At 60.7% G+C, this 11,940-nt stretch carries 6 protein-coding genes, 1 tRNA gene and 1 pseudogene; 5 read left to right on the top strand and 3 right to left on the bottom strand.

The window, feature by feature from the left end; all coding sequences use genetic code 11:
• Nucleotides 1-17: 17 nt before the first annotated feature.
• Genes ACTJJX_RS27940 through ACTJJX_RS27950 form a run of 3 tightly spaced genes read left to right on the top strand, consistent with a single transcriptional unit; the run spans nt 18 to nt 7,240 of the window.
• Nucleotides 18-4,490: an Eco57I restriction-modification methylase domain-containing protein gene (locus ACTJJX_RS27940; protein ID WP_003161385.1), complete on the top strand. Its 4,473-nt coding sequence runs from the start codon at nt 18-20 to the stop codon at nt 4,488-4,490.
• 1 nt (nt 4,491) lies between these two features.
• Nucleotides 4,492-6,423: a hypothetical protein gene (locus tag ACTJJX_RS27945; RefSeq protein ID WP_003161384.1), complete on the top strand. Its 1,932-nt coding sequence runs from the start codon at nt 4,492-4,494 to the stop codon at nt 6,421-6,423.
• Nucleotides 6,424-6,472: 49 nt separating this feature from the next.
• Entirely contained in the window at nt 6,473-7,240 is a 768-nt protein-coding gene (locus ACTJJX_RS27950) for an HNH endonuclease (protein ID WP_003161383.1), read from the top strand.
• Between the two features lie 167 nt (nt 7,241-7,407).
• Here the strand turns inward: ACTJJX_RS27950 and ACTJJX_RS27955 are convergent, their stop codons facing one another.
• Nucleotides 7,408-8,271: an integrase domain-containing protein gene (locus ACTJJX_RS27955; protein WP_016852151.1), complete on the bottom strand. Its 864-nt coding sequence runs from the start codon at nt 8,269-8,271 to the stop codon at nt 7,408-7,410.
• Nucleotides 8,272-9,637: 1,366 nt separating this feature from the next.
• Between ACTJJX_RS27955 and ACTJJX_RS27960 the strand changes: the two genes are divergently transcribed.
• Nucleotides 9,638-9,714 (top strand) — tRNA-Met (locus tag ACTJJX_RS27960).
• Nucleotides 9,715-9,853: 139 nt separating this feature from the next.
• Complete coding sequence (locus ACTJJX_RS27965; RefSeq protein ID WP_123789187.1) at nt 9,854-10,264, top strand: hypothetical protein; 411 nt, start codon at nt 9,854-9,856, stop codon at nt 10,262-10,264.
• On the opposite strand, the gene ACTJJX_RS27970 is transcribed toward ACTJJX_RS27965, so the two are convergent.
• Nucleotides 10,245-11,246: a phage integrase gene (locus tag ACTJJX_RS27970; protein WP_016852152.1), complete on the bottom strand. Its 1,002-nt coding sequence runs from the start codon at nt 11,244-11,246 to the stop codon at nt 10,245-10,247. The two genes, ACTJJX_RS27965 and ACTJJX_RS27970, sit on opposite strands and share 20 nt — an antisense overlap.
• A pseudogene (locus ACTJJX_RS27975) lies at nt 11,243-11,940 on the bottom strand (hypothetical protein); the annotation flags it as partial. The gene ACTJJX_RS27970 and the pseudogene ACTJJX_RS27975, both read right to left, overlap by 4 nt.

Genomic DNA, 11,940 nt, shown 5'->3' on the forward strand with positions numbered 1-11,940 from the left:
CCTAGAGAAGAACAACCATGAAACGCACTCGCAAAATCCAGGCCACGCTGAACCTGCCTACCCTAAAACTCGAAGGTGGGCTGTTCCTGCCCGACCAACTGGAAAAGGCCGCCCATGGCCGCGCCAGCGCACAGCTTGAGGCCGATTACCTCATCCCCAAGGGCGTCAAGCTCAAGGACGAATACAGCCGCGCCTTCCAGATCGCCTGCGCCCAGTGGCAGCACTTCGCCGCGCAGATGGAACGCGCCGACCTCGATGCCACGCAGCTCACCACCGCTTTCATTGACGAACTGCTGCGTCACGCTTTCGGCTACACCGCCCTACATCCTGCGCAAGCGCAGCAGGTAGGCGAACTGCGCTACCCGGTCAGCCTTATGGCCGACCACTTCCCCGTGCTGGTCGCCCCGCACACCCTGAGGCTGGACGATGCCGACGCGCAGTTTGCCGTGCAGGGCAGCGGCAACCGCAAGAAAGCGCCGTTCCAGGCCATGCAGGAACTGCTCAACGCCAGCGAACCGTTGCAATGGGGCATCGTCAGCAACGGTAAACAACTGCGCCTGCTGCGCGACGCCGCCTCGCTCACCCGTCCCAGCTTTCTCGAAGTGGATCTGGCCGACCTGCTCGGCGGCCAGCGCTATGCCGAATTTGCCAACGTCTGGCGCCTGCTGCACGCCAGCCGCGCCCCACTACTCCCCTCTCCATCCGGGAGAGGGGCAGGGGGTGAGGGCACCTGCATCTGGGAACAATGGCGTAACGAAGGCCAGATCGAGGGCACCCGCGTGCGCGATGGCCTGCGCAACGGCGTCGAACAAGCCCTGCTGACCTTCGGCACGGGCTTCCTGCAACACCCCGCCAACCACACCCTGCGCACCGCCCTGGACAATGGCTCGCTCAGCAAGGACGCCTACTTCCAGCAACTGCTGCGCCTGATCTACCGGCTAATCTTCGTCTTTACCGTGGAGGAGCGCGGCGTGCTGCATCCGCAGGAGGATAGTCCGGATGCCCTGGCCGCCCGCCGTGCCTATGCCGAAGGCTACGCCCTGGCCCGCCTGCGCGATTTCTGCCTCAAGCGCCGCGCCCGTACCCGGCACGACGATCAATGGCAGGCCATCCGCATCGTCTTTCGTGGCCTGGCCCAGGGCGAGTCACGCCTGGCACTGCCTGCATTGGGCGGCCTGTTCGCCCCCGAGCAATGCCCCCATCTGGATATCGCCAGCCTGGATAACGCTCACCTGCTCGCAGCCCTGCAACACCTACGCTGGGCCGTAGTCACACAGGGCAAAGGCAGCAGCCTGACCCCGGTGGATTACCGCAACATGGGGCCGGAGGAACTCGGCAGCGTCTATGAAAGCCTGCTGGAACTGGTGCCTAGCATCGACCTGCCAGCCCGCACGTTTGGCTTTGTCGGCCGCACCGAGGAGGGCAGCACCGCCGGCAACGCCCGCAAGCTCACCGGCAGCTACTACACCCCCGACAGCTTGGTGCAGGCGCTGATCAAGAGCGCGCTGGAACCGGTCATCGAACAGCGCCTGGCCGCCAACCCGGCCAACCCCACCGCGGCGCTGCTGGCCATCCGCGTCATCGACCCGGCCTGCGGCAGCGGCCACTTCCTGCTCGCCGCCGCCCGCCGTCTGGCGGAAAAACTGGCCCAGTTGCGCAGCCTCGAAGGCGGGCAGGAAGGCGCCATCCAGCCGCAGGACTACCGCCATGCCCTGCGCGAGGTCGTGACCCACTGCATCTACGGCGTGGACCGCAACCCCATGGCCATCGAACTGGCGCGCATGGCCCTGTGGCTGGAAGGTTTTGAAGAAGGCCGACCGCTGGGTTTTCTCGATCACCACCTGCAAGTCGGCGACGCCCTGCTCGGCCTGACCGACCTGCAAGTGTTGGAGCAAGGCATCGCCAAGGATGCCTTCAAGCCCCTCAGCGGCGACGACAAGGATGTGTGCAAGGCATTAGCCAAAACCAATGCCGCCGCGCTCAAAAACCTGGAGAAAAAGCGCACCGCGCACGCTTTCGGCCAGACCGAGCTGGTGCAGCGACACGACAACGGCCTCGCCGCGTTACGCGCGCTGGAGGCTCTGCCCGAAGACAACACCGAACAGATCGCCGCCAAGGCGCAAGCCTACGAGCACTACCTGCACAGCGCCCGCACCGGCAGGCTGGCCCAGGCCGCCGATCTGCTGCTGGGGGCCTACCTGCTGCCCAAAACCGAAGACAATGCCCTGGCCATCCCCACCACGGCCACGCTCTACCTGACCCTGCTGGGCAATGCCCTGCCTGCCGACCTGCAGCCCGCCCTGGCGGCCGCCCGACAGATCTGCGCAGAGGCCCGCGTGCTGCACTGGCCGCTGGCCTTTCCGCAGGTGTTTGCGCAGGGAGGATTCGACTGCGTGCTGGCCAACCCGCCGTGGGAAGTGTCACAAATGGGCGAGGAAGAATTCTTCGCTACCCGAGCACCTCACATCGCGGAATTAGCTGGCGATACGCGAAAGAAAGCCATTGCCGCGTTGCCTGAAACCGATCCACGTTTGTGGGATGAGTTTGTAAAAGAAAGCCAACGGATTGGCGCCACCAACAACTTTTACCGGGAATCGGGACGCTTTCCACTGACAGCTATCGGTAAGCTCAATACCTACCCCTTGTTTGCCGAAACCATTCTGCAGATCCAGGCCGAAAGTGGCCGCGCCGGCTTTATCGTGCCCACCGGTATCGCCACTGACGACAGCACCAAGGCCTATTTCGGCCACATCACCCAGAACCGACGGCTGGTCAGCCTCTACGACATCGAGAACCGCGACAAGCTGTTCCCGGCTGTGGATAGCCGTATGAAGTTCTGCCTGCTGACTCTGGGTGCGGCAGAACAAGCCGAGTTCGTCTGTTTTGCCACGCAAGTCAGCCAACTGGCCGACCCGCGTCGCCGTTTTACCTTGGCACCTGAAGATTTCAGTCTCATCAACCCCAATACGCTCACCTGTCCAGTGTTCCGCAGCGAGCGCGATGCAGAGCTGACAAAGAAGCTCTACCGTGCCGCCCCCATCTTGATCCGGGAAGCCATTACGGCAGGGAGTCGAATCATTCACCCCGAGGAGAACCCGTGGAACATTACGTTCTCGCAAGGGTTGTTCAACATGACCAGCGCGAGCCACTTGTTCAAAAACGAACCCGCCCCCGATCGCCTGCCGCTGTATGAAGCCAAACTCATCCATCAGTTCGATCACCGCTGGGCCACCTACACGGTGGATGGCAACAGCCGTGATGTCACTGCCACCGAAAAGGCTTCGCCTGACTTCACTGTCACCCCGCGCTACTGGGTCAATCGCAGCGAAGTGGAAGCACGGCTGAACGACAAAGATTGGCAACACATCTGGTTGATGGGCTGGCGGGATATTTGCCGGGCGACTGATGAGCGAACAGTAATTGCGTCGGTGGTGCCGTTGGTGGGGGCAGGGGATACGTTGCTCCTAATGTTTCCAGACACCAAGCATGGTGCTCGCAGGGCATGTCTACTGGCGGATCAATGCTCATTGGTACATGACTTTGTTGCCCGGCAAAAAATAGGCGGCACGCATCTGAAGTACCACGTCAAAAAACAGATCGTGAATCTTCCGCCAGATCGCTACACCGAAGCCGATCTCGCCTTCATCGTCCCGCGCGTGCTGGAACTGACCTACACCGCCCACGATCTAGCCGGTTGGGCGCAGGACTTGGGCTACGACGGCCCACCCTTCGCCTTCGACCTCGACCGTCGCGCCATTCTGCGCGCCGAACTCGACGCCTACTACGCCAAACTCTATGGCCTCACCGAGGAAGAACTGCGCTACATACTCGACCCCGCCGATGTGCTTGGCGAAGACTACCCCAGCGAAACCTTCCGCGTACTCAAGAACAAGGAGCTGCGGGAGTTCGGCGAGTACCGCACCCAGAAGCTGGTGCTCGAAGCCTTTAAGCGAGATCTCCAGGCAGGGCACGTATTGGTTCGTCGGACTGCGAATCGAGCGTCCTTGACTGATGGATTCTGGGCACGGCCGCAACAGGATGAAGCTGCGGAGACGGGGCTTGTCCTGGCCGCCTTACTGAAGGCGGTGGATGCCCCATGGCCGGTGCACCATGTACGTCTCGCCGCCGTCTTGGCGCTGGAGCCCAGGCTGATGACGCCTATGCTGGACGCGCAGGATGCACTGGATTGGCAACGCCTGATTGGCGAAGAAGCCACGCCGCTATCCGGGGCGGTGTTGAGCTTCATACCGCGTGCAAATCAGGCTTGGGGCAGAGCTGTGCGCTTCCTGCGAAGCAGTGGCTACCTGGTTGAAGATCTGGGGGCAGGAACTTGGGCAAAAGGTGCCGAACTGGATATGCCTGCTGCCGAATGGGCCGAAGGGCGCGCCCAGATGATTCTTGCTTTCCTGCATGCACGAGGGCAGAGCTTTGATCGTGTCATTCGCGAGTTGCCTGATGAGATAGGGGGATGGATTGAAACCGCAACCTGACATGTTTCAACAAAAGCTATGCCTCACTCCACCAGCACATATGCATGAGCCGCGTTTATGGGTGAAGCGGCTGGTGATATGGGAAAAGCCTGGAGAGCAGCCCTTGCGGGACGTCCCATTACGTCCAGGCCTGAATATCGTCTGGACGCCAGACGACAACGGTATCGGTCATGGCGGCGGCAAGACCTTGTTCTGCAGGCTACTGCGCTATTGCCTGGGCGAGGACAAGTTTGCTCCCGAAGATCAGCGGGACGGAATCGGTTCGGCGTTTCCCAACGGATGGGTTGGAATGGAGGTCGTGCTGGATGGCACCTGCTGGGCCGTTCTTCGACCATTGGGCATCCGGCGACGGCATTTCGCCGTACCGAATGGCAATCTTGATGAGCTTATTCTCAGCGAAATGCCGACCACGGGCCTGTCTCCGCTGCTGAACTCCATCGAAGATAATCTGCTGACGCCAGGCGTCAGGGACCTGATCGCTGGCAAGAAGCAAGGGCATCAGGCCTGGCAGATTGCCTTGGCGCTGTTGAGCAGGGATCAGGAATGCCGATTCGACCATGTTCTTGAATGGCGATCCTCGCTATCCGACTCGGAATCGCCGGCGCGAGGGCTGAACCGAACCGAGAGACTGGAGACACTGCGAGCCCTATTGAATGCCATCGACCCATCCGAGCAAACGCTCCGCATCGACATCGCGGCCATGAGCGAGTCGAGCCGTAGCCAAGAGCAGGAAATAGGCCATCGCGCCTGGGAAATTCGCAAGCTTAGAAAGCAGCTTCTGGAAGTGCTTGGCGTTACGGACGATGAGCTTTCGCAAGGCACTCTGGGTGTCGAAATCCTGCGTCGGGCGGCGCAGGAGCGCTTGGCAGCAGAAACCAAGTCCGACGGTGCGGGCGCAACCTCGGACCTTGATTCCGTTCGGCAGGCGCACGAAAGCGCCCAAGCGGAAGTGGCAAGAGTCCAGGCCGATATAGGAAGACAAGAGGCTGTGATACCAGCCATCGAGCGCGCGATATCTGCGATCAAGGGCGAATATCCGGCATTGGCCTACTCGCTCAAGGAGGCAGAGAATTATCCTTGTCCCATCTGCGAGGTGCCCATTGACCGCGTGCTGGCGAGCCAATGCGGGTTGTCACATAAGGTTCCAGATCTGGAGGCATGCAAGGCCAGGTTGGAGAACGGTAAAAAAGTGCTCAACGATGAACAGGATCGTCTCGAATCAGCCAACTCCCTACTGAAGCAATTGCGGCCGGAGCTGGCGCTGGCAAAACAGGATGCAACGCGTAAAGAGCAGCACTATCGGAACCTGCTGAAGCTTCGCGAGCAGCGCGATGGGGCGTGGTATGTCGCACGCAAAGCCGTGGACGATGTCGAGCGGCTGGCCTCGCTTCTCGAACAGCAGCAATCTGCTGAAGTCCGCCTCGACAGGCATCAAACCGACATTGAGCAAGCTCGGGAGAGAATCGGGGCGTTGCAAAGTCAGAATGCAACGGCTTTCTCGAAGCTTGCTCAGAAATTCGACCCGATCATCCGGCGCCTGGTCGGACCTGAAGCCAGTGGCGAAATCCGATTGACCGGAAACGGGCTGAGCCTGGTTGTACAAATGGGCGGGGATCGCTCGACATCGGCCATCGACTCGCTGAAAGTTGTGGCCTTCGATCTAGCGACCCTGTGCATGAGCATCGAAGGTGACACGAGGCTCCCGGCTTTCTTGCTTCATGACAGCCCACGTGAAGCCGATCTGGGGCTCGCCCTGTATCACAGCCTGTTTCATCTTGTGCATGAGCTGGAAGAGTTCGGGTCAGCCCCCCTGTTTCAGTACATCGTGACGACGACCACCCCGCCTCCGCAGGAATACGCACAGGCGCCCTGGATCGCTGTACAACTGCGCGGTTCCCCTGCCTCCGAACGTCTCTTGAAACGAGACTTATAAAGGGTGGGCCAAGCATGAACTTCCCCGGATTGCGCCAAGGGTTCAACACATGAATCCCCTACAGCGTGCGCTTATCGAGAAAACCGGCCATGACAACGGCTTCGAACATGTGCTGCCAGCGGTTGGCGATGCCGTGACGCTGGCCTCTGCGCGCCACCGGAGCTATGCGGTGGTGACGCCATTGGCCGGTGATTTAGAGGTGCGGCTCCAGCCCGCCTCGCCTGCGCTGGTGCCGGAGTTGTTGCGCAGCTTCAAGCTCTGGGCAGGAGCCGATGGTGTATTCCGCGTGCCCACCCTGGCTGATCTGGCGACATTGCTGCGCCGTGCGGCCAGCCTGTCGCAGGCGCTGCCAAATCAGGCTGTGCGGGATTACCACACAGCCGTCGCGCAGGTACTGGCGGACTTGCCTGCCGAAAACCGGGGCACAGAGGTCGAACGTCTGGTGCGCCAGCGCGTGGGGCAGGATCGTTATCGCGATGCCTTGCTGAACTACTGGGGCGGTGCCTGTGCGGTAACTGGTGTCACCGTGACCGAGGTGCTTCGCGCCAGTCATGCCAAGCCCTGGGCGGAATGCACAGACGATGCCGAACGGCTGGATGCCTTCAACGGCTTTCTGCTGGTGGCCAACCTCGATGCGCTGTTCGATCGTTTTCTAATCAGCTTTGACGATGCCGGGCATCTGCTGACCAGCGCCCGCCTATCCCCGGACGATCTGCACGGCCTTGGCATCCACCTAGGCATGACGCTGCGCTGGCTGGCCAGCGAACACCGGCATTATTTGCAGTGGCACCGCGAGCGCTTCCTGCTCGGTGCCTGATCGAGGGAGGAGACATGGCCAAGGCCGAAGCAAGCGTTGAGGAGCTGGTATCCATGATCGAGCGCGGCGAGCTGCGCTTGCCGGAACTAAATACGTTTGTTGGGTCAGCAGACTAAACCCGTGGGCTGGCTCCGGTTGTAGGCTAGGTACTCCCTGGACTACCTGCGCTAACTGCCGAGATAGATGGCGGTGATTTGAACCCGCTCGTGTCCCAATTCACGACTGATGGTCTGGCGAGCACGGCTGTCTTCTACGCGCTGCGCTGGACTCAGTCCCTTGACTGACGGTCCACCTGCCGCTGGCGCCGGCCACCCCGTCAGAGTCTCATAGCGGCTCTGGGCGTACTGATGACGTAGCCCGTGCATGTGGCTCAGCCCCGCCGTCTTGCATTGGCCATCGTAGACATGACGCTGCTGGATGTAGGTTTTGTGGGCGGGGATCAATGACCCGGCCCCCGCCAGATGGTGCGCCGCCTGCAGCACCTCGCGTTGTTCTGGCGTCGTGATCGGCACGGTTCGCTCTCGCCCTCCTTTCGTCCACGAGCCTTTCAGGGCGAGATGATCGCCACGGTCGGCATAACTGGGCTGGAACTTGATCGCCTCTTCCCGACGCAACCCGAAGACGGCCTGTAGCTTAAGGCTCATGCGCACGTGGGCATCGGTGACTAGGTCAAGCCCCGATCCCAGTTCCCGGGCCTTGCTGACGTTGGTCACATAGCGGCGCTCCGACACGCCAAGCTGCGTGTTGTCCGCCGGCAGGATGCCAGACTTGCCGATCTTCTCGGCCCACCAGCGCAGATGGGAAAGCCGGTTCTTGAGGGTGCCGGACGACAGGCCTTCGCCTTGCCAGCGATCCAGCAGCGCCTGGACGTGCTTGCCCTTGAGCGACGATGCCTTCATCTGCCGAAAACCGGCCTCGCGCAATTGCCGCGCAGCCAGGGCCAGCGAACGCATGCGGTCGGCCTGTGTGTTGTGGCTGCCGTCGCGGTTGCGCTGGCAAAGCTGCCGCAGGGTATAGGTCAAGTCATCCATCTCCCGATCTCCCAGAAAGCGCCGTCGGTGCTGCGTTGTCCTGAAACTCAATGGTTAGTGTTGGTGCCAGCTCGCTAGGCGAGATCCCGTGAGGGCAAGGGCATGGTGTTCAGGAAACACCAGAGCCTCGGATGAGGCGTCCGTCTTGCTTCCTGCTGGAAGGCCGGACGGAGGTCGTGCGGGATGAACAGGCTGTAAGCGTCGATGAGTCCTCCGGTGAAGTGAGTGGGGTAAGGAAAGCGGCGGCGATCTGTGCATTGCGCACAGGCCATGGCTGCTAGGGACAGTGCGCCGAGGGCGCGGGAAGGGATGAATGCGGGCCGATGAAGAAGGCTCCGCCCCATGGATAGGGGCCGGTATGCAGCAGGAGCCTGGGCATACCTGGGTGGGTTCCGCCCTGATGGGCCAGCACTTGCAGGAACCTGTGCTGTTGGGGTGCCGATGTACGAAGCCCATCGGTCTTGGCAACTGCCCGGTCAGTGTAGGGCGGGCATCATCATGTATGCCGCATGCAATAGGATCTGGCTTTCGCCCATATTGTTGGCGGTGTGGGCAGGGCCGTCACTGCGGCGTGCAGTGACGGCCCATCTCCTGGCATCCAAGCCGTGCAATGGGTAAGGGCGCTGCGGCAGATGCGTACATATCTCCTGCCTACGGCACTGACGCGGCCTTCGGCCTTGTCGGCTGCCTGTGCAGAGGCGGCATGGTAGCCATGCCACTCCTGCACAGGCAGCTTGCGTGCAAGGCTGATCTGGCGGCATCTGGAAAAGCGACTCGGCATTGGGGCCGTGTTCGCGCGTAGTGGGGGTCAATGGCGGGCGCGCAAGCCGCAGCGGAGCGCAGCCGCAGGCGAGCACCGAACGGGTGAGCACCCGGTGCAGCGCACCATTGACGCCCATGCAGCGCAGCAGCCTTTCGGCAGGGTGCAGGGATGCTCTATCCCCTGCACCCTTGCCCTTCGGCGAGAACGGAGTTCCAAGAGGCAGCGCCTCTTGGTCAAGGCCGCAGGCCGCGAAGCCAGAGCGCGCTATGCTGGCATCGTCATCCGGGCTGATCTATGATCCTGACACCCCCTTGGGGTACAACTGGGGGTACTTCCAGCGATTCCCGCGAGGGCCATGGCGCGCTTTCCCCGCGAAACTCAGTGCTCATGGACCTTTGCCGACCGATCAACGTTTAAACGTGTAATCCCCTTCCCGTCCCAGGAAAGCCCCGGCCAAGCGCCGGGGCTTTTCGTTCCTGCCCCTCCCCATCGCCCTCTCTCCGGCGATCCGCCCCCTTCCGTCTAAACGATTGAAAGATCAGAAAATTATCTAGGCCCAGGGGTTGACAGCCCCGCCCAAGATACGGAAAATGCGCGCCACTCGGCTACATAGCTCAGTCGGTTAGAGCGCAGCATTCATAATGCTGATGTCCCAGGTTCAAGTCCCGGTGTAGCCACCATATTTTTCAAGGGGTTAGCGCAAGCTAACCCCTTTTCTTTTGCCTGTGGTGACTACAAAGTGACTACAGCGTGTCTACCTCTTCCCTCACCCCTGCCTCTGCCCTACCCTTCGGTCATCAGCCAGTAGAGACAAGGGACATGTTCAGCGAACTCGGCTTTTCTAACTTTGATGTACTTCTTCCCATTGCCTGCACTATCGGCGCCATATTCGGCAGTCTGGCTCAGACAATCATCGCAAACTACAACCTGAATAGTCTTCCTCGTAAGGAAGGTGAAATGAAGTCCGCCTCTCCCCAGCTACAAGAAATGCGCTCAGCGTGGCTATTCTTGCGACTTTTCGTTGGGGGCGTATTGGGTTTCGTTGTTGGGCTGTACTTCGTTGGAGCGCTACAAGAGACACCAGCAGTTTTTGCAAAGATATGGGCTCTATCCTTCGTTGTGGGTTATGCCGCTCCGAAGATTTGGGTCGTTCAGGAGCGAAACCTCCTCAACCGTATTGATAGCTCCCTGGACCAGCCTGAAAAGGCTTCTACTGGTGTACCTGACTAGCGAAGTGCTTTATCTGATACAGCGGGGACAGGCTCATAGCCGAGGCCAAATGCTCCGGCGATAGGTGCGCATACCGCATAGTCATGGTGATCGACGAATGCCCGAGGATCCGCTGTAGGGTCAGGATGTCCCCTCCCCCCATCATGTAGTGGCTGGCGAAGGTATGGCGGAGAATGTGGGTCATCTGGCCCGGCGTCTGGAACCCGCAACGCTGATAGGCGCAGCGGAACGCGGCGCGGCAAGACATGAACAGGCGGCCAGATCCAGGCATGCCCACCTTGAATATCAACCTCTCCAACTCGTCCGGGATCGGCACTGATCGGCTCTGCCGATTCTTGATCCGGTGATAGTGCACCTTGCCGCCATGCACAGCGCCCCGTGTCAGGCTTTCCGCCTCTTCCCAGCGGGCTCCCGTGGCGAGACACAACAGCGCGACCGGATAGGTATGGTTGTTCGTGCTGGCCTTGCACTCTTCCAACAATCGAGCGACCTGATCCAGGGACAGAAACGTCAGTTCGACCTGATCCGTCTTGATTTGCCGGACCTTGCCCAGCGGGTTTTCCTTGTGCCAGGAGCCCAGGCGAATCAGTTCAGAGAAGACCGCCGACAAGTAGCGTTGCTCGTGATTGACCGTCTCAGGCTTCACCTCGGTCAAGCGACGTTGCCGGTAGCGTGCCCACGCCAACGAATCGAACTCGAATGCCAGAGGGTTCCCTAACCGCTTCGCCAGCGCCTCGCAGCGCGCCAAGCGTTGCTTGCCGTCCTTCAAGGTGCAGCCATGGAGGTCATACCAGACCTTCACCAGATCGGAGAGACGGTCATCCAGCGGTCGGCCCGTCTCGCCCTTCACGGCAAAAAAATCCTGCTCATAGCGAATCGCGGCAGACTTGGTGGCGAAGCCTTTCTTGCGAATCCTGCGCCCGGAACGACCATTCTCATAGAAGTCAGCCGTCCACGTCTTGCCGTCCTTGCGTACCGTCATATCGCATATCCCTTGCGCAGATAGCGATCACACATGAGCTTGTGTATATGCCTTTCCAGATCGCGACGAGTCCAACCCTTGGCGAGATAGTGGTCTTCGATAACGTGCCAGAACTCCAATTTGCGGGCGGACTCAATAGCCTTTTTTGCCGGGACACGCTCCCGCGCGATCAGGCTCACGAACTGGCCGAGAAACATCTCGCAGTTACGTCCACTGAAACCCTTGGCAGTCTTGTAATAGCGCCGATACTCGGTGCGCTCAATCAGCGGATCGCACTCGACTTGGACGCGAGCATCCTGGCTGATCAGGCTCCAGAAGGCGTCATACATGCCCTCCCGAGAGAGCACACGGAATGCCTCGCAGGCATAGTTCCACAGCCCCTGTAGGTGCGGGCAAAGGCCCTCGTAGGTGCGGCAGCCGATGACCTCTCCCGAGGCCATACGTGAGCCTTCGGAGAACTGCTGGACGATGGAGTGGTGATAGCGAAACTCGATCCGCCACACCGTTTCCAGGGGGTTATAGGCCGGGTCGCCATCGCCGAACGGATCCCCGTTCAGGGTCGCCCACACGCTTTCCCAATAGTCGAGCTTGTCGGTGGCCCGAGCCTGGAGGGTCTTGTTATAGATCGACAGTTGCAGGCCGTTGGCCGAGCCGAACATGTACGTCTCGCCACGCCCGTAGACCGAGGCGTTGC

This window comes from Pseudomonas sp. 22490 (assembly GCF_052044465.1).
GTDB classification, from domain to species: Bacteria; Pseudomonadota; Gammaproteobacteria; order Pseudomonadales; family Pseudomonadaceae; genus Pseudomonas; species Pseudomonas aeruginosa.

What these genes read in the sequence shown, in the direction of transcription:
- ACTJJX_RS27965 (WP_123789187.1), top strand. Translation starts at nt 9,854, where the DNA reads ATGTTCAGCGAACTCGGCTTTTCTAACTTTGATGTACTTCTTCCCATT.
- ACTJJX_RS27940 (WP_003161385.1), top strand. Translation starts at nt 18, where the DNA reads ATGAAACGCACTCGCAAAATCCAGGCCACGCTGAACCTGCCTACCCTA.
- ACTJJX_RS27955 (WP_016852151.1), bottom strand. Translation starts at nt 8,271, where the DNA reads ATGGATGACTTGACCTATACCCTGCGGCAGCTTTGCCAGCGCAACCGC.
- ACTJJX_RS27970 (WP_016852152.1), bottom strand. Translation starts at nt 11,246, where the DNA reads ATGACGGTACGCAAGGACGGCAAGACGTGGACGGCTGACTTCTATGAG.
- ACTJJX_RS27945 (WP_003161384.1), top strand. Translation starts at nt 4,492, where the DNA reads ATGTTTCAACAAAAGCTATGCCTCACTCCACCAGCACATATGCATGAG.
- ACTJJX_RS27950 (WP_003161383.1), top strand. Translation starts at nt 6,473, where the DNA reads ATGAATCCCCTACAGCGTGCGCTTATCGAGAAAACCGGCCATGACAAC.